Here is a 19,856-nt window from a genome sequence, read left to right as displayed (position 1 = left end):
GAACGGTAGCCGGAAAAGCTACTGACCGGTAGCGGCCCCTTCGTGTTCTCGCATGACCTTCGGCACGCCCGCGAGGTCCTCGTCGTTGCACAGCAGCTTGAGGTCGTAGTACGGGTTGCCGTGTGTGTCGTCGTAGTCAAGATGGACTGCGATGACGTCCACGGGCTCGCCCAGCCACTCCTGGGTCTGCCGCAGCCACGCGGCGGCACGTTCCAGAGCGGTGGGCAGGTCATCGTCTCGGAATTCGACCGGCCGGTACGGAACACCCTGGACGCCGTCCCGGTTGTTCGCCGGCAAGGGCAGGTCGACGGCCACCCCGGTTTCGTTGAGATCGAGTTGGATCGTTTCCTCACTCACCGTAGAAGAGTCCCCCACCCTCACCAGCCCTGCAAGCCCGAATCTGGGTGTCGTGCCGGGACCGGTGTGAGTGTTGTCTCCCGGCCGCTGGTCAGCTCGAACGCTCGAGGAACGCGATCTCGCGCTTCAGCTTGGTGATCCGGTCGTGCGTGGGCATGAGCACGTGCGACAGAGCCGCCAGCAACTGCTCCAGCTCGGCCCTGGCCCCGTCGGCGTCACCGGCCCGGTAGCGCAGGTTGGCGAGCAGCTGCCTGGTCTCCAGCGTCTCGTCGTGCTCGGGGCCGAGCACGCGCAGCTGGTCGCGCAGCAGGGGCTCGCACACGTGGACGGCCTTGGTGAACTGCGACGCCGTGCCGAGCACCCTGGCCAGGTCGAGGCGGAGACCGAGGGTCTCGGGGTGATCCGCGCCGTTGAGCTCGGTGTGGCGCCTGACCCGTTCCCTGAGCTCGCGCGCCGCTCGTCCGAAGTCACCCGAGTGGGCGGCCACGAGCTCTTCCAGGTCTCGGACGGAGGACATCCGCGCGATTTTACCGATTCGCGCACCCGCACGCCCGTGACTTCGGCCTGTGGAAAACTCCCTCGCTTCGAACGGCCGTGCGAGCAACCATTCCTCCTATGTACGACATCCGTTTCGCCGAACCTGGCGACCTCGGCGCCACGATGGCGCTGCTGGTCCGGCTCCAGGCCGACAACGCGCACCACATCGGGTACCTCGGTGAGACAGTCGAAGAGCTCCGCGCGGAGCTCGGCGAGTTCGAGCCCAGCTGGGCCGACTGCACGGTGGTGGCCGTCGACGCCGACGACAACATCACCGGCATGCTCAGCGTGGAGATCGACGCCGAACTGGGCCGCGCGTGGCTGCACGGACCGTTCGTCGACGTACCGGTCAACCACCCGGCGGGCAGCCGCATCTGGGACCAGACCGCCGACGCGATGTTCCGGCGCGCCGCCGAGCTCCTCGCCGGCACCACCGACCTCGAGCTCTACGGGCACACCGCCCACCGGCGGCTGGCGGCGTTCGCCGAACGCCACGGTTTCGCCGCCGGCAAGGCGAGTGCCATCCACGTCCTCGACAACGGGGACCTGCGCACGTTGTTGCTGAGGGACGCGAAGTGCCCCAGCGAACGCGAGATGCGCGTCCTCCCGACCGATCCGTTCGTGCACGAGGCCGTCGCGGTCCTGCACGAACGATGTTTTCCCCGCACGTACCTGTCCGGCAAGCAACTCGTCGAGTCCAAGCCGGAGAACCGCACGGTCGTAGTCGCCATGGACGGCCAACGCGTGCTGGGCTACGCCGCGGGCAAGGCCCAGCCCGAGGAGTACTACATCGACTTCGTGGCCGTGGAGCCCGACGTCCGCGGTCAGGGTGTGGGCGCGGCGCTCGTCACCGAACTGCTCTGGAAACTCGCGGCGGACCACGGTGCACGACCGCAGGCCGCCGCTTCCATCTACTCAGGCAACTCGTCGTCGCAGAACATGTTCGCCCGCCTAGGCTTTCGCCTTCACATCGAGCTCGTCGCGTACCGCCACACCGCGTGAGTGTCGCAGTGACAACAAGCCACCCACCACCAAGGTGACCGCCACCCCCAGGGGCGTGTTCCACCAGCCGGTCAGGGACTTCCGGGTCGCGTCGGCCTTCGCGAAGTCGATCGTCGGCGTGCTGCCGACGAACTTGACCCCGAGAATCACGAAACCGACGACCAGCACCGTCGTCACGAACGCGATGATCGCGTCCACCTGCGTGACGCGCTTGAAGATCAGGCCGAGGAGGAAGGCCCCGAGCAGCGCGCCGTAGGTGTAGCCGGCGATGCCGAGCGCCTGCACCACGATCGGGTCAGCCGTGGTCTTGTTCGAGGAGGCGAACAGACCCGCGCAGACGATGAGCAGTCCGGCCCAGACCAGGGTCCAGATCCGCCCGTGGCGCAGGCGTTCGTCGTCGGTCATCGGGGTCTTGCGGACGCGTTCGTACACGTCCGTGACGGTGCTGGACGCCAAAGCGCCCAACGACGACGACAGCGCGGCCGCGAGGATGCCGGCGATCACGAAGCCGGAGAGTCCTGAAGGCAGGTCGTTGACGATGAAGTGGGCGAAGAGCTCGTCCTTGTTGTTGAGCCCCAGGCCCTTCACCGGGTCGACGCCGTTGTAGAACGCCCACATCATCACGCCGATGAACAGGAAGAACGCGAACTGCAGGAACACCACGAAACCGGAGGCGATCAACGCCTTCTGCGCGGACTTCACGTCCCGCGTGGCCATGAGCCGTTGCACGATCAGCTGATCCGCGCCGTGCGAGGCCATCGACAGCAACGCGCCACCGAAGAAGGCGGCGACGAACGGGTAGGCGCCCGTCAACGGCGACGAGGTGAAGTCGAAGAGCTGGAACTTGTTGCCGTCGGCGGCCCTGCCGAGCCAGCCGTCCGGCAGCTTCCCCGCCAGCACCCAGATGATCGCGACGCCGCCGAGGACGTACCAGAGCATCTGGATGGCGTCGACCCACACGACCGCGCGGGCGCCGCCGAAGAAGCTGTAGAAGACCATCGCGATGCCCAGCGCCACGACGATCGCCCAGTACGACGCGGTGATCCCGTACTCGGCCAGCACGACCTTGATCGGGATCGCGGTCGCGAAGAGCCGGATGCCGTCCGCGAGCAGGCGCGTGAAGAGGAACGTCACGGACGCCGTGGCGCGCATGCCGTCGCCGTAACGCTTGCCCAGGAACGCATACGCCGTGACGAGGTCACCGGCGATGTAGCGCGGCAGCAGCACGAAGCTCACGACGACGCGTCCGACGATGTAGCCGAGCGCGAGCGTCAGGTAGGTCATGCCGCCCTGCGCGGGCGTCGCCATGTAGGCGATCACCGGCACGCTCAGCACGGTGAGCGTCGACGTCTCCGCGGACACGACCGACAGGCAGACGACCCACCACGAGATGCTCTTCTCGCTGACGAAGTAGTCGGTGGACGACTTCTGCCTGCCGCCGATCCAGGTGCCGAGCAACGGCATGCCGACGAGGAACAGGGCGATGATCGCGAGGTCTAGTCCGCGCACTTCGGTTCCCCCACTTTCAGCTTGGTCACTGCGGTCGTCACGGGTTCGGGCAGCCGGAGCGGCCCGTTGCCGGGAGTGATGCTGCCGAGCAGCCGCGGGCCGGACGCACCGGTCGCGGACGGAGTGTTGCCCGCAATCCCGTGCCACGTCAGGAATCCGAGCAGCGCGGCGAGATAGGCCTCCTTGCCGTCTCTGGGCAGGCCCAGGGAGTCGCTGATCCGCAGCGGGATCGGGTCGAGGGCCTTTTCCACCGCCTCCACCAGCACCGGGTTGCGCATGCCCCCTCCGGACGCGACGACGACACTCGCGTCGTGCGCACGGCACGCGTCCGCGATGGTGCGGGCGGTCAGCTCGGCGAGCGTGCGCAGCATGTCCTCGGCGGGGACGGTCGGGAACCCCTGGAGGTAGTCCGCGTTGAAGAGCTCCTTGCCCGTCGACTTGGGCCAGGGCTTCGAGTAGTACGGGTCGGAGAGGAGCTTCTTGAGGACGTCCTCGCGGACGACGCCTCTTCGCGCGAACTCGCCGTTGGTGTCCTGGCGGCGCTGACCGCGGGAGATGACCTCCATGACGGCGTCCATCAGCGCGTTGCCGGGCCCGGTGTCGTAGGCGATCGGCGGGCTGTCGGGCCGCACGACGGTGATGTTCGCGATGCCACCGATGTTCAACGCGACCGCGGGCGTGTCGCCGGCCAGCCACAGCGCGTCGAGGGTGCTCGCGAGCGGCGCGCCCTGACCGCCCGCGGCGACGTCGCGCACGCGCAGGTCGGCGACGACGGGCAGCCCGGTCCGTTCGGCGATCCACGCGGGCTGGCCGAGCTGCAGCGTGCCGAGGCAGTCGCCGTCCTGCACCTCGTGGTGGACGGTCTGGCCGAGCGAGGAGATCAGGTCCGCGGGCAGGTAACCGGCGGCGACTTCTCCGAAAGCCTGCCCGAGGGAGGTGTCGAAGGCGCACACTTCAGCGAGGTCCCGCGGTTTCTCCAGCAGGTCCTTGGGGAAGGGGTGCTCGGCGCACTGCACCGGCACGAGCTCGACGACGTCGCCGTTGATCGACAGGTCGGCGACGGCCACGTCGATGCCGTCCATCGACGTGCCGGAAATCAGTCCGATCACCCTCACGACGTGTGGTCTATTCCACACCGCGTACGGGCGCAAGAGCTTCCGTGAAATCTTCGCCTAATTGAGCAATATCTGGTTGACAGGTCACATGCGGGCCTGTGAAACCATGGTCCCGTGTCGACGTCTTCCCTTGTCCTGATCCTCGTCGTCGTGGCGGTCGTGCTGATCGCCGCGCTGGTGACCGGTGTGGTGCTGACGCGTCGCCGTCGCATCAGCCTGACCCAGAAGGAGGAGGGCCCGAAGTCCGGCGGATACCAGGCCGCGTCCGGGATCTCGCTGGCCCCGGCCGCACCCGAGGCATCTTCCGCTGAGGCGGTGGGCGTGGCCGAGGCCGCCCCGGACACCGCTCCGGTCGAGCACCCGGTGGCCGAGCGGACCGAGGTGGACGGCCAGCCGGGTGTGGGCGACGACGCCTCCGTGCCGCGCGACTCGGTGAAGCGCGGCTTCGTCGAGGTCGACCTGCCGGAAGAGGCGTCCGAGGTCGAGGAGATCGAGCCCACGGCCGGGCGGCTCGAACGGCTGCGCGGGAAGCTGTCGAAGTCGCGCAACGCGTTCGGCTCGTCGTTGCTCGGCCTGCTGGGCGCCGGCGACCTGGACGAGGACTCGTGGCAGGACGTCGAGGACACGCTGCTGATCGCGGACCTGGGTGCGGCAACCACGACCGAGATCGTCTCCACACTGCGGTCGAAGATCGCTGGAGCCGGGGTGCGGACCGAGGCCGAGGCTCAGGCTTTGCTGCGGTCCGTGCTGGTGGATGCGTTGCACCCGAAGATGGACCGGTCGTTGAAGGCGCTGCCGCACGCTGGTAAGCCCGCTGTTTTGCTGGTTGTCGGGGTCAACGGAGTCGGTAAGACGACCACCACCGGCAAGTTGGCGCGTGTTCTGGTGGCTGACGGGCGCACGGTGTTGCTGGGGGCTGCGGACACGTTCCGGGCTGCTGCTGCGGATCAGCTGGAGACCTGGGGGAAGCGGGTCGGGGCCGAGACCGTGCGCGGGCCTGAGGGTGGGGACCCGGCTTCGGTGGCGTTCGAGGCGGTCAAGCGGGGCATGGACACCGGGGTGTCCACGGTGCTGATCGACACGGCTGGGCGGTTGCACACCAAGAAGGGGCTCATGGATGAGCTCGGCAAGGTGAAGCGCGTGGTCGAGAAGCAGGCCGTGGTCGACGAGGTTCTGCTGGTGCTGGATGCGACCACTGGGCAGAACGGGCTCACTCAGGCTCGGGTGTTCGCTGAGCAGGTCGACATCACCGGGATCGTGCTCACCAAGCTGGACGGGACCGCCAAGGGTGGGATCGTGTTCCAGGTTCAGCGGGAGTTGGGGGTGCCGGTGAAGCTGGTTGGGCTTGGGGAAGGGGCCGATCACTTGGCTCCGTTTGAGCCTGGGGCGTTTGTGGATGCGCTGTTGGGGTGATCGGCGCGGGTTTCGTAGGTGGTCTTGTTGGGTTGGGCGGCTTCCGGTTCCGTGTCCGTAGGTTCGTTGCGTTTGGGCGGGTGCCGTGCCTGTTTCAAGATTTCTGGGGCGCCGCCCCAGACCCCGCCAATCTGATCAAGGACCAGTCCAGCGCCGTCTGCGGGTTGATGGCACGCCTGTTGCTTTCGGCGGCTGCGCGTTGCGTAGGTGGTGCGGTTCGGGCGGTGTGGTCCCGTCACGAGCCGTGCCAGGAGCGAGTCACACCCGAGGGGAGAGGTCAAGTCGCGAAAAGCGTGCGACTTGACCTCTCCCCTCGGGCGCGACAAGAGCTGTGTCACGACTCGTGACGGGACCACACCGCCGGAACCTTCGTTTCAAGCAAGGACGGCTCGGCTGCGCCATCGCCTTCGCGTCAGCTTGCTCGGTCCGCCAGGCGCTTCGCCACGGCCAGGACCTCCGGCAGGATCCGTGACACGGCCTCCTTCGTGAGCCTGCCCTCCGGACCCGACACCGACACCGCGGCCAGCGCCGGGCCGCCGATCACCGGCACCGCGATGCACCGCACGCCCAGTTCCTGCTCGGATTCGTCGAGGGCGTAGCCACGTTCCGCGATCTCGTCCAGCTCGTCCAGGAGCTCGGACGTGTCCGTGATCGTGTTCGGCGTGTACGCGGGCAACCCGGTGCGCTCCAGCAGCGACCGGACCTCGTCCCGAGGCAACTGCGAGAGCATCGCCTTGCCCACGCCTGTGCCGTGGGGGAGCAGGCGGCGGCCCACCTCGGTGAACATGCGCATCGAGTGTTTTGAGGGCACCTGCGCCACGTAGACGACCTCGTCGCCGTCCAGTACCGCGAGGTTTGCGGTTTCCTCCACCGAGTCAACTAGTTGGGAGAGGAAAGGCCTGGCCCACGTGCCGTACTGGCGTGAGGCGGTCTCGCCCAGCCGGATCAGGCGGGAGCCGAGGGTGTAGCGCCGGTTGCTGTTCTGGCGCACATAGCCCAGCGTGACAAGGGTGCGGATCAGGCGGTGGATCGTGGGGAGGGGTAGGCCTGAGCTGGCCGCCAGCTCGGACAGGGAGGCTTCGCCGCCTGCGTCTGCCAGGCGTTCGAGCAGGTCGAAGGCTCTTTGCAGGGACTGCACGCCACCTGTGGACACGTGCGGCTCCTCTCATTGCAGTTCCGCAATGCAAAAACTATAGTCCACACAGCAAAACCTGAGAGAGGTGGATCCAGGTGCAGGTGCTCACCGAAGAGGCGCTTGAGTTCGTCGCGAAGCTGCACGAGGCGCACGCCGGGCGCCGGGACGAGCTGCTCGCTCTGCGCAAGGAGCGGCGGCCTCTCGGGTTTCTGCCGGAGACTCAGCACGTGCGGGACGGTGAGTGGCGGGTTGCCGAAGCGCCGGACGCGCTCAAGGACCGTCGGGTCGAGATCACCGGGCCCACCGAGCGGAAGATGACGATCAACGCGCTCAACTCCGGGGCGAAGGTGTGGCTCGCGGATCTTGAGGACGCGAACACGCCGCACTGGGACAACGTCGTGCAGGGGCAGGTCAACCTCTACGAGGCGGCGCGCGAGACGATCGAGTACACCTCGCCCGAGGGCAAGGAGTACAAGCTCAAGGGCGGGCCGTACCCGACGATCGTCGTGCGGCCGCGCGGGTGGCACCTGGACGAGCGCAACCTCCAGTTCGGCGGCAAGAACGCCGTTGGCGCGCTCGTGGACTTCGGGCTGCACTTCTTCCACAACGCGTCGTTGGGCAAGCCCTACTACTACTTGCCGAAGATGGAGTCCCACCTCGAAGCACGGCTGTGGAACGACGTCTTCACCACGGCGCAGAAGCTGCTGGTTGTTCCGCACGGCACGATTCGCGCGACGGTGCTCATCGAGACGATCCCTGCCGCGTTCCAGATGGAGGAGATCCTCTACGAACTGCGGGATCACGCGTCGGGGCTCAACGCCGGACGGTGGGACTACCTGTTCAGTGTCATCAAGTACTTCCGGGACGCGGGTGCGGACTACGTGCTGCCGGACCGCAACAGCGTGACGATGACGGCGCCGTTCATGCGCGCGTACACCGAGCTTCTGGTGAAGACGTGTCACAAGCGCGGGGCGTTCGCCATGGGCGGTATGGCGGCGTTCATCCCGAACCGGCGTGATCCTGAGGTCACCGAGAACGCGCTGCGGAAGGTTCGCGAGGACAAGACCCGTGAGGCGAACGACGGGTTCGACGGGTCGTGGGTGGCGCACCCGGACCTGGTGCCGATCTGCCGCGAGATCTTCGACGGGGTGCTCGGGGACAGGCCGAACCAGCTCGACAAGCAGCGGCCCGAGGTCGAGGTGACGGCCGAGCAGGTGCTGGACTTCAAGTCCGCCGGTGGTGCGGCCACGCGGGCGGGGCTGGAGAGCGCTGTCGACGTCGGCGTGCGGTACATCGCGTCCTGGCTGGGCGGCAACGGTGCGGCGGCCATCCACAACCTGATGGAGGACGCGGCCACCGCGGAGATCAGCAGGTCGCAGATCTGGCAGTGGATCAACAACAAGGTCGTGCTCGACGACGGCACGCAGGTCACCGCCGACGCCGTGCGGGAGGTCCTGGCGCGTGTGGGCGGCGAGCTGGAGGGGCCGCACGTCGCGGCGGCCGTCGAGCTGTTCGAGCAGGTGGCGTTGTCCGAGGACTTCGTCGACTTCCTGACGCTGCCGGCGTACGAGCGCATCTGATGTACCAGACGTCGCTGTCACCCGAGGACGTCGCGCGGGTGACCGCGCGGCTGTCCACTGTGGAGCGCACCTGGCCGGTGGGCCGTCAGCCCGTGCACACGTGCTACGTGCCCGCCGGTCGCATCATCGGGTCCACGATCTCCGACTGGGGCCGGGAAGCGCTCGAGTCGATCGAGCCGGACCTGTTGCCGGACCTGCCCGACGGCGTGCTCGACCGGGTCGAGGCGAAGCTGCGCCGGGAGCCGGTCGAGGACCTGCGGATCGACTTCGAGGACGGCTACGGCGCGCCCGAGGACGACGTCGAGGACATGGACGCCGAGAGCACGGCGCACATCGTGTCGCGCTGGCTGGAGGCGGGCACGGCGCCGCCGTCGTTCGGGCTGAGGATCAAGTCGTTCGACACCAAGGCGTTGCGCGAACGCGGGTTGCGCACGCTGGACATCTTCCTGACCGCGCTGGGAGAGGTGCCGCCGGGTTTCGTGATCACCTTCCCGAAGGTGACGTCGGTGGACCAGGTCGAGGTGTTCGGGGACGTCCTCGACCTCTTCGGCAAGCCGCTGAAGTTCGAGATCCAGGTCGAGACCACGCAGTCCGTTGTGGACGGTGACGGCCGGTTGGCGATCCCCCAGTTCATCGAGGCGGGGCGCGGCCGGGTGACAGGGCTGCACTTCGGCACATACGACTACACGGCGGGATGTGGACTGTCCGCAGCGCAGCAACACTTGGCGCACGGTGCGTGTGACTTCGCACGGCACGTGATGCAGGTGTCTGCTGCTGGAACGGGTGTCCGGCTGTCGGACGGTTCGACCAACGTGCTGCCCGTCGGCGATCAGAAGCAACACGGCTGGGACACGCACTATCGGCTCGTGCGGCGCTCATTGGAGCACGGTTTCTATCAGGGCTGGGATCTGCACCCGGTACAACTGGTGACACGTTATGCGGCCGTTTACGCCTTCTACCGCGAAGGTTTGGACGCGGACGCCGCACGGTTGAAGTCCTATGTGCAGCGCGTCTCAGGTGGTGTTCTGGACGAGCCGGCGACCGCCCAGGCGTTGTCGTCCTTCTTCCTCCGAGCGGTGGACTGCGGTGCGCTCGATCCGGTGGAAGTGCAGGTCGCGACAGGTCTCGACGAGTCAGCGCTGAGGGGGCTCGCCACCCGTTCGAGCTGAACGGGTCATCACCCGTTCGTGTGGTTCTGTCAATGCGTGTCGAATGTTCCCGGCAATGGGTGCAGGGTGGCTCGCATGAGCATGCGTGCTGGTCTTTGGACCGGTCTACCCGACCTCGACGCGGCGGAGCACAAGTACCAGGTCGTCGCGTGCGCAGCGGATGTGGACACGTTGATCGGGCTGCTGGGGCGCCCGGAGTGCAACGACGGATCGCTCGACCACTTCGGCAGGCCGCTCACCGCCGAGGGCGATCCCGACCACAACGTCGTGCTCGCCGTGCGGGGCGCATGGGGCTACATGTACTACGTCGACAACACCTTCATGGGCTGGCCGAAAGGGTCGGTCGAGGCGCCGTACGTCAACGAGAAGTACACGGACTTCCCGCCCGGTGTCGGCGTTCCACTCGACCTGTACAAGCAGCTGCTGATCGAGTTCATGACGACCGGCGAACGTCCGACGGGCGTGGACTGGTACTGCGAGGCGGACCTGTTCCACTCGTGGCGCGACCAGCAGATGTCGTTGCGCGGCACGGAGAACCGCTGACTCTCAGCCGGGCACTGGTTGAATGGGCTCATGAAGGCCCTGGTGATAGGTGGGGGAATCGCCGGCTTGCTCGCCGCTCGGGTGCTGACCGAGTCGTGCGACGAAGTGGTGGTCCTGGAACGTGACGAGCTGTCCGACGAGCCCGACTACCGCGCGGGCGTGCCGCAGGGGAGGCACACGCACGGACTGCTGGTGCGCGGTGGTGAACTGCTGGAGGAGCTGTTCCCCGGCCTGCGCGAGGAGCTCGTGCGCGAGGGCGCGGTGCTCGCGGACGCGGGGGACATGCAGATCCTCAACCCGCTCGGCTGGCTCGCGAAGACGCACCTGGGCATGCCGTTGCTGTCGCTGAGCCGGCCGCTGCTCGAGACCTGCATCAGGCGGCGGGTCACCGCCGAGATCGTGGACGGCGTGCACGTCACCGGGCTCTCGTTCCACAACGGCGTCGTGAACGGCGTGCGGACGCGGGACGGCCACGTCGGTGCGGACCTGGTCGTGGACGCGTCCGGCCGGTCGTCGAAGCTGCGTGCCTGGCTCGCCGAGGCCGGGATCACCTCGGCGGAACCCGAGGTGGTCGACTCCGGTACCGGGTACGCGACCCGGATCTACACCGCGCCGGCGGGCTTTCCCGTGGTGTACGCGGAAAGTCCGTCCGCGCCGGACCTGCCGCGCGGTGTCGCGGCGATGCGCGTCGAGGGCGACCGGATCATGGTCACCGCGCAGGGAGCCGGTGGTGACCACCCGCCGCGTGACCTCGACGGCTACCAGGAGTTCCTGGACTCGCTGCGGGTGCCGATCTCGACGATGCTCGCGGACGCCGAGCCGCTCACGCCTGTCTACCTGTTCGCTCGCACGGCCAGTCGCCGCAACGCTTTCGAGGACGTGGCGAACTGGCCGAGCGGGCTGGTGGCGCTGGGAGACGCGGTGTGCGCGTTCAACCCCGTCTACGGCCAGGGGATCACCGTGGCGGCGATGGAGGCGCTGTTGTTCCGGCGGCACAACGACTTCAGCGCCCGGGGTTGCCGCGCGTTCCAGCGGAAGGTCGCGCGGACCGCGAAGGCGTCGTGGGCGATGTCCAGCAACGCCGACCGCACCTGGGTGGAGGCGCGGCGCGGTGGGCTGCTCGGCTGGTACCTCAAGAAGTGGCAGGCCGGGATCGTGCGCGACCCCGACCTGTTCCGCCGCTTCGTCCGGGTCGTGCACATGGTCGCCTCGCCGGCGACCCTGCTCAACCCGGTGGTGTTCAGAAGGCTGGCAAAGTACTCCAGGCAAGACCTGCCTCGGGGGCGTCGTCCCGCAGGATCGAGCCCTCGATGAGGCCGTACGGGCGGTCCGCGGCGTAGAAGACCTCGTTGTCGTTCTCCAGTCCGAACGCGCTGAGGTCCACCAGGAAGTGGTGCTTGTTCGGCATGGAGAGCCGCACCTCGGCGACCTCCGAGCGCGCGTTCAGCACGGCCTCGCCCATCGCGTACAACGTCTGCTGCAACGACAGGGAGTGCTTGTCCGCGAACGTCTTCAGCATGATCGAACGGATCTCCGCGAACGACTTCGCCCAGTCGACGTCCGTACCGGCGTAACGCCAGCGGGCCGTGACCGACGTGGCCAGGATGCGGTCGTTCGTCTCCTTCAGCGTCGTGTACGGGTCCTTCGGGTAGCCGTGGAACTCCGACCCCGTCGACTTCAGCACCACCAGGTCGCGCACGCCCGACACGACCCACGCCTGCGACCCCTCGATCGTCACGGCCGTGGTGCGCTTCTCGTTAGACCCCTGCACGAACGCGTGGTCGTGCCCGTCGATGCGGTCCCACGAGTGCTCGTCGATCAGAATCCGCGCACCGGAAATCGCCTCCTGTGAAGAGACGAAGTGGTGGCCCAGGCGCAGCGCGAAGTCCTCGATCTCCCCGACCGGCGCCTCCTTGGCGAACGCGTAGACGGTGTTCTTCTGCGTGTCGGTCGCGAGCACCTTGGCGTTGTCGCCGGTCAGGTGCGTGTCGGCGAGGTCGCCGCGCAGCGAGGTGCTGACCGTCAGGTCCTTGATCGTGTGCACGGAACCGTTGCGCGACACCGTGACGAGGCGGTTCTCCGCCTTGCCGTACTGGTTGGGGCCCAAGACGATGGCCATGTTGTTCAGCTCCCGATCAGCTTCTGCAGCCGCAAGGCGGCGATCTTCGCGAGTTCGTCGTTGACGACGCGGAGCTCGACTTCCGGCGGGTTGTCCATGCGACTGGACAGGTTGCCGAGCATCTCCGCACCGCTCAGGCCGGTCGCGCACACCAGGTAGATGTGCCCGAACCGATCCTCGTACGCGGCGTTCGCAGCCGCCAGGCGATCAGCCTGGGAGCTGTCCACACCGGACTGTTCGGACCGCGACCACTTCGCCGACACCCCACCTGTGGACTGTCGTTCGCCGATGCGCGGGTGCCCGGCGATCGCGCCGAGCACCTCCTCGTCGGAAAGTCCTTGTGCGGCAACGTGAGAAGCCGCGAGGAGTGCATCCATCGACGCGTACGGCCTGCCGGCCACCACCGCGTCGACCCAGCGGGGTACCGCGAGGCACTCGGCGAGCAGAGGTCGCAGTTCGGCCTCCGGGGCGCTGTTGAAGCTGTCCACGGCTCTCCAAGTTTCTGTATCGCGGAATCTAACTTCCACATTCTTGACCCGGGTCAAGTGAGATGTCTAGTGTCTCCATAGAGCGAAATTGAACTTCCGCAATGTGGAAGGAACGGCCAAAGCGATGTTCGACGCAAACCTGTCCATGCTCTTCACGGAACTGCCGTTGCTGGAGCGTCCGCGGGCGGCGCGTGCCGCCGGGTTCGACGCGGTCGAGATCTGGTGGCCGTTCGCGGACGCCGTCCCCGAGACGCGCGAGATCGAGGCGTTCGAAGCCGCGATCGGGGACGCCGGCGTGCGCCTGGTCGGCCTCAACTTGTTCGCGGGCGACATGCCGGCGGGCGACCGCGGCCTCGCGAGCTGGCCGGGCAGGGAGACCGAGTTCCGGGCGAACGTCGAGGTCACCGCCGCCATCGCGGCCCGGCTCGGCTGCCGCACGCTCAACGCGCTGCACGGCAACTTCGAGACCACCGCGCAGACCGTCGCGAACTACCGCTTCGCCGCCGACGTCGCGGCGGAGATCGGCGCCCAGATCGTGGTCGAACCGCTGAGCGGCGCGCCGAAGTACCCGATCAAGACCGCCCACCAGGCGTTCGAGCTCATCGACGAGATCGACCGCGGCAACGTGAAGCTGCTCGCGGACCTCTACCACCTCGCCACGAACGGCGACGACCTCGACACCCTCGCCGACCACGTCGACCGCATCGGTCACGTGCAGATCGCCGACGCTCCCGGACGCGGTGAGCCAGGCACCGGCGAGCTCGACCTCTTCTGCCATCTCGCGAAGCTCCGCGCCAACGGCTACACGGGCTTCGTCGGCGCCGAGTACAAGCCCGTCACCCACTCCTTCGCTTGGAGGGACAACGCATGACCAGGATCGGTTTCATCGGCCTCGGCATCATGGGCAGCCCGATGGCGGCCCACCTCGTAGCCGCTGGGCACGACGTGACGGGCTTCGACCTCAGCCCGGCCTCGCTCGAAAAGCTCGTCGCCGACGGCGGCAAGGCGGCCGGATCCGCGCAGGAAGCCGTGAGCGGCGCTGAGGTCGTCATCACGATGCTGCCGAACCACCCGCAGGTCGAGGCCGTCGTCAACGAGGTCACGTTCGACGACGGCACGTTGCTGATCGACATGAGCACGATCCGCCCGTCCACGTCGATCGAGATCGCGCGCATGCTCTCGCACGTCCGCGTGCTCGACGCGCCGGTGTCAGGCGGCCAGACCGGGGCGATCCAGGCCTCGCTCAGCATCATGGTCGGCGGCGAGGAAGCCGACTTCGCCGCCGCCAGGCCGTTCCTGGAGGTCGTCGGCAAGACGATCGTCCACGTCGGCCCGCACGGCGCCGGCCAGGTCGTGAAGGCCGCGAACCAGCTGATGGTCGGCGGCATCTACGCGCTGGTCGCCGAGTCGATCGTGCTGCTGGAGGCGTCCGGCGTCGACCCCAAGGCAGGCCTGGACGTGCTGGCGGGCGGTCTCGCGGCGAACCGGATCCTCGACCTCAAGCGCGAGACGATGATCGCGCGCGAGTTCCAGCCCGGCTTCCGGATCGACCTGCACCACAAGGACATGGGCATCGCGCTGGACGCGGCACGTGCCGCCGACGTCGCGCTGCCGGTCACCAACCAGATCGCCGCACTGGTCGCGGCGGCTCGCGCGCAGGGTTACGGCTCGCTCGACCACTCCGCGCTGCTCAAGGTCATCGAGAACTTCGCGGGAAGGGCCTAGACACATGCCGAAGATCCCAGTCATGCAAGCGGTCGTCGAGGTCCTCAAGTCCGAGGGCATCGACACCGTGTTCGGCTGCCCCGGCGCCGCGATCCTGCCGCTGTACAAGGCGATGGAGCAGGACGGCTCCATCGAGCACCTCATCGTCCGGCACGAGGAGGGCGCGACGCACATGGCCGACGGCTGGTCGCGCACGACGGGCAACGTCGGTGTCGCGATCGGCACGTCCGGCCCGGCCGGCACGAACATGATCACCGGCCTCTACACCGCGCAGGCCGACTCCGTGCCGATCCTGTGCATCACCGGCCAGGCCGCGGTCTCCAAGCTGCACCAGGAGGCGTTCCAGGCCGTCGACATCGTCTCGATCGCCGCGCCCGTCACGAAGTGGGCGGTGCAGGTCAAGGAAGCCGCGCAGATGCCGTGGATCTTCCGCGAGGCGTTCCGGATCGCCCGCTCCGGCCGGCCAGGGCCGGTGCTGATCGACCTGCCGATCGACGTGCAGAAGCAGGAGATCGAGTGGGACTCGACGATCGACGAGCCGTTGCCGGTGCAGAGAAGCGTTCCTTCAGATGCACGCGTGGAGCGCGCGCTGGAGATGCTGCTGGCCGCCGAACGGCCACTGCTGCTCGCCGGTGGCGGTGTCATCCTCGGCGAGGCGTCCGCCGAACTGCTGGAGCTGGCCGAGTTCCTGCAGATCCCGCTCCAGGCCACGTTGATGGGCAAGGGCGCGATCGACGAGGACCACCCGCTCTACGCGGGCATGACCGGCATCCAGACCTCGCAGCGCTACGGCAACGCGTCGTTCCTGGAGTCCGACCTGGTGCTGGCGCTGGGTGCCCGGTTCGGCGACCGGCACACCGGTGACCTGGCGACCTACCGCGGCTCGCGCAAGTTCATCCACGTCGACGTCGAGCCGACCCAGATCGGCAAGGTCTTCGGACCCGACCTCGGGATCGTCGCGGACACCAAGCTCTTCCTGAAGGCCCTGCTGGACAAGGCGAAGCAGCACGGCCCTCGGGAGAAGAACGCCTGGGTCGAACGGTGCCAGGAGCTCAAGCGGACGCTGCTGCGGCGCGAGGACTTCGACACCGTGCCGGTCAAGGCGCCACGGGTGTTCAAGGAGATCAACGAGTTCTACGGCCCGGACACCTACTTCGTCACGGCCATCGGGCTCTACCAGATCTGGTCCGGTCAGCACCAGAAGGCGCACAAGCCGCGCCACTACCAGGTCTGCGGCCAGGCAGGCCCGCTCGGCTGGGAGATCCCGGCGGCCATCGGGGTCAAGAAGGCGCGACCTGACGCGGAGGTCGTCGGCATCGTCGGCGACTACTCGTTCCAGTTCCTGGTGGAGGAGCTCGCGGTCGGCGCCCAGTACGACGTGCCGTTCGTGCTGATCATGCTGAACAACGAGTACCTCGGCCTGATCAGGATGGCCGAGGACCACGGTGGCTACGACATGAAGTACGAGGTCGACATCCACTACGACACCACCGGCTCGGACAACGTGAAGATCATGGAGGCCTACGGCTGCTCCGGCGTCCGCGTGGCCGATCCCTCTGAAATCCGCACGTCCCTCGAATGGGCACGCAAGGAGGCCGACCGCACTTCTCGCCCCGTCCTCGTCGAGATCATGATCGAACGCGAGGGCAACACGGCGAACGGCACGTCCATCGCCGCCATGCGCGAATACGAGCCCCTCCCGTGAGTCGCTGGAGTGCACGCGGGGAGCTTTCGTTCACTCTGAGCGCACGGAAGGGCCCCGCGTGACGAAAAACAGGTGCGTGATCGTTGCGCCGGACAAGTTCAAGGGGTCGCTCAGCGCCCCGCGGGTCGCGGAGGCAGTAGCCCGCGGCCTGCGGGAGGCGGCCCCGGACGTGGACGTGCGCCTGCTCCCGGTGGCCGACGGCGGCGACGGCACCGTCGACGCCGCCGTCGCCGCCGGGTTCCTGAAGGTAGGCCGCTGGGTCACGGGCCCGGCCGGCAAGCCGGTGCCCGCGTCGTTCGCCGTGCGCGGTACGACCGCCGTGGTCGAGGTGGCCTCGGCGGCGGGACTCACGCTGCTCGACGAGCCCGCGCCGCTCACCGCCACCAGCCACGGCGTCGGTGAGCTGCTCAAGGCCGCGCTCGACGTCGGCTGCACCACGATCGTGCTCGGGCTGGGCGGCAGCGCGTGCACGGACGGTGGCGCGGGGATGCTGGAGGCGCTGGGCGAGGCGTCGTTCGACGGCGTCGACCTGGTGCTGGCCTCGGACGTGGACAACCCGTTGCTCGGTCCTTCCGGTGCGGCGGCGGTCTACGGGCCGCAGAAGGGTGCTTCACCCGAGCAGGTGGAGATCCTCGAAGCGAGGTTGGAGGCGTTCGCTTCGCGGGTAGGCCTGGAGCACGCGGGACGGCCTGGTGCCGGTGCGGCGGGCGGGATCGGGTTCGCCGCGCTCGCGGTCCTCGGCGCGCGGTTCCGGCCGGGCATCGAGGTGGTGCTGGAGCTGGCCGGCTTCTCCGAAGCCGTCCGGGACGCGCGTCTGGTGATCACAGGCGAAGGTTCACTGGACGCGCAGACCCGGCACGGCAAGGCGCCGTACGGGGTGGTCAGGGCCTCGGGTGACGTGCCGGTCGTCGCGGTGGCCGGGCAGTGCTCGGTCGAGCCCGGTGATCTCGGGTTGAAGGCCGCCTACGCGCTGCTGGACGTCGAACCCGATATCACGCGGTGCATGGCGCGGGCAGAGTCGTTGCTCACCGAACTCGGCGGTCGCATCGCCCGCGACTGGGTGTCAGAGTGAGTGCCATGGACCTGGTCTTCCGCGCCCGCAGGGTCGTGACCCCGCAGGGTGAGATCGCGTGCGACGTGGGTGTCGCCGACGGCCGCATCGTCGCCGTCGAGCCGTTCATCGACTCGCCGAACGTCGTGCACCTCGCGGACGACGAGGTGCTGCTGCCCGGCCTGGTCGACACCCACGTGCACGTCAACGACCCCGGCCGCAGCGAGTGGGAGGGCTTCGAGACGGCGACTCGTGCCGCTGCCGCCGGTGGCGTCACGACGATCATCGACATGCCGCTCAACAGCATCCCGCCGACGGTCGAGGTCGCCGCGCTGGAGATCAAGCGCAAGGCGGCGGCCAACGTCTCGGTCGACGTCGGGTTCTGGGGCGGGATCATCCCCGGCAACCTCGACGACCTGAAGCCGTTGCACGAGGCCGGCGTGTTCGGCTTCAAGTGTTTCCTGCTGCACTCGGGCGTGGACGAGTTCCCCGCCGTGACGACGTCGGAGCTGGAAGCCGCGCTGAGGCAGCTGGCGACGCTCGACGCGTTGACGATCGTGCACGCCGAGGACGCCCACACGGTCCGCGACTCCGAACCGGACTACGCGGGATTCCTCGCGTCACGGCCGCGCGAGGCGGAGAACAAGGCGATCAGCGACGTCGTCGAGCTGACGCGCAAGACCGGTGCCCGCACGCACATCCTGCACCTGTCGTCGTCCGACGCGTTGCACGTCATCGAGGGCGCCCACCGCGACCGGCTGCCGGTGACCGCGGAGACCTGCCCGCACTACCTCACGTTCACGGCCGAGGAGATCCACGACGGGCAGACGGAGTTCAAGTGCTGCCCGCCGATCCGGGAGGCCGAGAACCGCGAGGCGTTGTGGCAGGGCCTGCGCGACGGCGTCATCGACCTCGTCGTCAGCGACCACTCACCGAGCACCGTCGAGCTGAAGGCGGGCGACTTCGCCACGGCGTGGGGCGGGATCGCGTCGCTCCAGCTCGGGCTGCCGGCGGTGTGGACGGGGGCACGGGAACGCGGCTTCCACCTCACCGACGTCGTCCGCTGGATGGCCACGCACCCGGCTCGCCAGGTCGGGCTGGAGACGAAGGGCGCCATCGAGGTGGGCAAAGACGCGGACCTCGTGGTGTTCGCGCCGGACCAGACGTTCGTGGTGGACAAGAACGCACTCCACCACCGCAACCCCGTCACGCCGTACCACGGTCGGGAACTGCACGGCGTCGTCAGGCAGACGTGGTTGCGCGGCAAGGAAACCGGTCAGACGCAAGGCAAGCTGCTACGCAGAGGAGAAGCATGACGGAGTGGACCCGGCTGCCCGATCTCGCCTCGCGCGCGGTCGGGGGTGGTGTGGTGTGGGCGAACGACGAGCTGTTCGCCGAGCGGGAGAACCTGATCAAACCCGCCGAGCCGGTCTACCAGACCTACACCTTCGGTCACAAAGGGCAGGTCTACGACGGCTGGGAGACGCGCCGCCGTCGTGAGGCCGGCGTGGACCAGGCGGTGATCAGGCTCGGGATGCCCGGTGTCGTGAAGGGGATCGTCGTCGACACGGCGTTCTTCAAGGGCAACTACCCGCCGTTCTGCTGGGTGGAGGGCGCCCAGGTCGAGGGCTACCCGTCCGGCGACGAGATCACCGAGTGGTTCCCGCTGGTCGAACGGTCCGCGCTGAAGGGCGACGACAAGCACTACTTCGACGTGAGCGAGGGCCGCCGGGTCACGCACGTGCGGCTGACCATCGACCCGGACGGCGGCGTCGCCCGGCTGCGCGTGCACGGGCAACCGCTCGCGGACCCGCGGCTGCTCGTGCCGGGCATCGACCTCGCCGCGCTGGAGAACGGCGCGGTCGTCACGGGCTGCAGCAACATGTTCTACAGCTCGCCCAACAACCTCATCTCCCCCGGACAGGCCACGGTCATGGGCGAGGGCTGGGAGACCGCGCGCCGGCGTGACGACGGCAACGACTGGGTGTCGCTCCGGCTCGCCGCCGCCGGTGTGGTGCGGCTGGTCGAGCTCGACACGAGCCACTTCAAGGGCAACGCGCCGGGCTGGGCGTCGGTGCGCGGCTGCGACGAGCGCGAGGACCCGGAGGCCTGGTTCGACCTGTTGCCGCGCACGCGGTTGCAGCCCGACACGCGGCACCGGTTCGTCGTGGACGGACCGGAGGTCACGCACGCGCGGCTGGACATCTACCCGGACGGCGGGATGGCGAGACTCCGGCTGATCGGGACGCTCACGAGCGACGGCCTGGCGCACCTGCGGTCGGCATGGGCTGAAAGCACCAGCTGAGAATCGGTTGTCAGACTCCGGTGGGATTCTTCTCATCCCACGGTCGGTTGTCCTGGCGGCACGGGTGGTGAAAGCGTTTTCCTCCTGCTGCACAGGGAACTGA

The 19,856-nt window shown here is 68.2% G+C and carries 19 protein-coding genes; 12 read left to right on the top strand and 7 right to left on the bottom strand.

Annotated features, from left to right (window positions below; all coding sequences use genetic code 11):
- Nucleotides 1-18 precede the first annotated feature (18 nt).
- Both AOM45_RS24615 and AOM45_RS24610 read right to left on the bottom strand, forming a co-directional pair.
- On the bottom strand, nt 19-357 hold the full coding sequence (locus tag AOM45_RS24615) for a hypothetical protein (RefSeq protein ID WP_030467982.1): 339 nt from the start codon (nt 355-357) through the stop codon (nt 19-21).
- Nucleotides 358-448: 91 nt separating this feature from the next.
- Entirely contained in the window at nt 449-874 is a 426-nt protein-coding gene (locus AOM45_RS24610; protein ID WP_030467983.1) for a tetratricopeptide repeat protein, read from the bottom strand.
- 98 nt (nt 875-972) lie between these two features.
- On the opposite strand from AOM45_RS24610, the gene AOM45_RS24605 reads away from it, so the two are divergent.
- Nucleotides 973-1,896, top strand: a complete 924-nt coding sequence (locus tag AOM45_RS24605) for a GNAT family N-acetyltransferase (RefSeq protein ID WP_030467984.1) — start codon at nt 973-975, stop codon at nt 1,894-1,896.
- On the opposite strand, the gene AOM45_RS24600 is transcribed toward AOM45_RS24605, so the two are convergent.
- Complete coding sequence (locus AOM45_RS24600) at nt 1,846-3,405, bottom strand: sodium:solute symporter (RefSeq protein WP_030467985.1); 1,560 nt, start codon at nt 3,403-3,405, stop codon at nt 1,846-1,848. The two genes, AOM45_RS24605 and AOM45_RS24600, sit on opposite strands and share 51 nt — an antisense overlap.
- Nucleotides 3,393-4,514 carry an anhydro-N-acetylmuramic acid kinase gene (locus tag AOM45_RS24595; protein ID WP_030467986.1) on the bottom strand — a complete coding sequence of 374 codons (1,122 nt, stop codon included), beginning with the start codon at nt 4,512-4,514 and terminating at the stop codon, nt 3,393-3,395. The genes AOM45_RS24600 and AOM45_RS24595 overlap by 13 nt, the downstream gene beginning before the upstream one ends.
- A gap of 120 nt (nt 4,515-4,634) precedes the next feature.
- Here AOM45_RS24595 and ftsY point away from each other — a divergent pair, with 120 nt between their 5' ends.
- Nucleotides 4,635-5,933: a signal recognition particle-docking protein FtsY gene (gene ftsY / locus AOM45_RS24590; protein WP_030467987.1), complete on the top strand. Its 1,299-nt coding sequence runs from the start codon at nt 4,635-4,637 to the stop codon at nt 5,931-5,933.
- Nucleotides 5,934-6,345: 412 nt separating this feature from the next.
- Here ftsY and AOM45_RS24585 read toward each other — a convergent pair whose 3' ends face one another.
- The gene (locus AOM45_RS24585) at nt 6,346-7,086 is read right to left on the bottom strand and encodes an IclR family transcriptional regulator (RefSeq protein WP_059362678.1); all 741 of its coding nucleotides are present in this window, start codon (nt 7,084-7,086) and stop codon (nt 6,346-6,348) included.
- Nucleotides 7,087-7,163: 77 nt separating this feature from the next.
- Here AOM45_RS24585 and aceB point away from each other — a divergent pair, with 77 nt between their 5' ends.
- The 4 genes from aceB to AOM45_RS24565 all read left to right on the top strand — a co-directional run bounded on the left by aceB (nt 7,164) and on the right by AOM45_RS24565 (nt 11,674).
- Entirely contained in the window at nt 7,164-8,648 is a 1,485-nt protein-coding gene (gene aceB / locus AOM45_RS24580) for a malate synthase A (protein WP_236703819.1), read from the top strand.
- Entirely contained in the window at nt 8,648-9,817 is a 1,170-nt protein-coding gene (locus AOM45_RS24575) for a DUF6986 family protein (protein ID WP_030467990.1), read from the top strand. The genes aceB and AOM45_RS24575 overlap by 1 nt, the downstream gene beginning before the upstream one ends.
- 75 nt (nt 9,818-9,892) lie before the next feature.
- Nucleotides 9,893-10,360 (top strand): Imm1 family immunity protein, encoded by a 468-nt coding sequence (locus tag AOM45_RS24570; protein ID WP_030467991.1) that lies wholly within the window; start codon nt 9,893-9,895, stop codon nt 10,358-10,360.
- A 30-nt stretch (nt 10,361-10,390) separates the two neighbouring features.
- Entirely contained in the window at nt 10,391-11,674 is a 1,284-nt protein-coding gene (locus AOM45_RS24565; protein ID WP_051783479.1) for an NAD(P)/FAD-dependent oxidoreductase, read from the top strand.
- Here AOM45_RS24565 and pucL read toward each other — a convergent pair.
- Together pucL and uraD are read right to left on the bottom strand one after the other, a co-directional pair.
- Nucleotides 11,601-12,479: a factor-independent urate hydroxylase gene (gene pucL, locus AOM45_RS24560; protein WP_030467993.1), complete on the bottom strand. Its 879-nt coding sequence runs from the start codon at nt 12,477-12,479 to the stop codon at nt 11,601-11,603. The genes AOM45_RS24565 and pucL overlap by 74 nt on opposite strands.
- A gap of 5 nt (nt 12,480-12,484) precedes the next feature.
- Complete coding sequence (uraD, locus tag AOM45_RS24555; protein WP_269083662.1) at nt 12,485-13,006, bottom strand: 2-oxo-4-hydroxy-4-carboxy-5-ureidoimidazoline decarboxylase; 522 nt, start codon at nt 13,004-13,006, stop codon at nt 12,485-12,487.
- An 85-nt stretch (nt 13,007-13,091) separates the two neighbouring features.
- On the opposite strand from uraD, the gene AOM45_RS24550 reads away from it, so the two are divergent.
- From AOM45_RS24550 to alc, 6 genes are read left to right on the top strand one after another with little or no spacing between them, the layout of a single operon-like run.
- Nucleotides 13,092-13,838, top strand: coding sequence for a hydroxypyruvate isomerase family protein (locus AOM45_RS24550; RefSeq protein WP_035910351.1), 747 nt, complete (start codon nt 13,092-13,094; stop codon nt 13,836-13,838).
- The gene (locus AOM45_RS24545) at nt 13,835-14,692 is read left to right on the top strand and encodes an NAD(P)-dependent oxidoreductase (RefSeq protein ID WP_030467996.1); all 858 of its coding nucleotides are present in this window, start codon (nt 13,835-13,837) and stop codon (nt 14,690-14,692) included. The genes AOM45_RS24550 and AOM45_RS24545 overlap by 4 nt, the downstream gene beginning before the upstream one ends.
- Nucleotides 14,693-14,696: 4 nt before the next feature.
- Nucleotides 14,697-16,397 carry a glyoxylate carboligase gene (gene gcl, locus AOM45_RS24540; protein WP_081902157.1) on the top strand — a complete coding sequence of 567 codons (1,701 nt, stop codon included), beginning with the start codon at nt 14,697-14,699 and terminating at the stop codon, nt 16,395-16,397.
- A 58-nt stretch (nt 16,398-16,455) separates the two neighbouring features.
- A complete protein-coding gene (locus AOM45_RS24535; RefSeq protein ID WP_201780066.1) occupies nt 16,456-17,469 on the top strand; it encodes a glycerate kinase family protein in 1,014 nt (337 codons plus the stop codon).
- 5 nt (nt 17,470-17,474) lie between these two features.
- The gene (allB, locus tag AOM45_RS24530) at nt 17,475-18,764 is read left to right on the top strand and encodes an allantoinase AllB (RefSeq protein ID WP_030467999.1); all 1,290 of its coding nucleotides are present in this window, start codon (nt 17,475-17,477) and stop codon (nt 18,762-18,764) included.
- Nucleotides 18,761-19,753 carry an allantoicase gene (gene alc, locus AOM45_RS24525; protein ID WP_030468000.1) on the top strand — a complete coding sequence of 331 codons (993 nt, stop codon included), beginning with the start codon at nt 18,761-18,763 and terminating at the stop codon, nt 19,751-19,753. The genes allB and alc overlap by 4 nt, the downstream gene beginning before the upstream one ends.
- Nucleotides 19,754-19,856: the final 103 nt, after the last annotated feature.

The sequence above is a fragment of the Lentzea aerocolonigenes genome, assembly GCF_000974445.1.
In the GTDB taxonomy this organism is placed as follows: Bacteria; Actinomycetota; Actinomycetes; order Mycobacteriales; family Pseudonocardiaceae; genus Lentzea; species Lentzea aerocolonigenes.
This window is presented reverse-complemented; position numbering and strand designations above follow the sequence as displayed.

Excerpts from the sequence above, each read along its gene's own strand:
- AOM45_RS24610 (WP_030467983.1), bottom strand. The coding sequence starts at position 874 with ATGTCCTCCGTCCGAGACCTGGAAGAGCTCGTGGCCGCCCACTCGGGT.
- AOM45_RS24605 (WP_030467984.1), top strand. The coding sequence starts at position 973 with ATGTACGACATCCGTTTCGCCGAACCTGGCGACCTCGGCGCCACGATG.
- AOM45_RS24575 (WP_030467990.1), top strand. The coding sequence starts at position 8,648 with ATGTACCAGACGTCGCTGTCACCCGAGGACGTCGCGCGGGTGACCGCG.
- AOM45_RS24570 (WP_030467991.1), top strand. The coding sequence starts at position 9,893 with ATGAGCATGCGTGCTGGTCTTTGGACCGGTCTACCCGACCTCGACGCG.
- AOM45_RS24565 (WP_051783479.1), top strand. The coding sequence starts at position 10,391 with ATGAAGGCCCTGGTGATAGGTGGGGGAATCGCCGGCTTGCTCGCCGCT.
- pucL (WP_030467993.1), bottom strand. The coding sequence starts at position 12,479 with ATGGCCATCGTCTTGGGCCCCAACCAGTACGGCAAGGCGGAGAACCGC.
- AOM45_RS24550 (WP_035910351.1), top strand. The coding sequence starts at position 13,092 with ATGTTCGACGCAAACCTGTCCATGCTCTTCACGGAACTGCCGTTGCTG.
- AOM45_RS24545 (WP_030467996.1), top strand. The coding sequence starts at position 13,835 with ATGACCAGGATCGGTTTCATCGGCCTCGGCATCATGGGCAGCCCGATG.
- gcl (WP_081902157.1), top strand. The coding sequence starts at position 14,697 with ATGCCGAAGATCCCAGTCATGCAAGCGGTCGTCGAGGTCCTCAAGTCC.
- allB (WP_030467999.1), top strand. The coding sequence starts at position 17,475 with ATGGACCTGGTCTTCCGCGCCCGCAGGGTCGTGACCCCGCAGGGTGAG.
- alc (WP_030468000.1), top strand. The coding sequence starts at position 18,761 with ATGACGGAGTGGACCCGGCTGCCCGATCTCGCCTCGCGCGCGGTCGGG.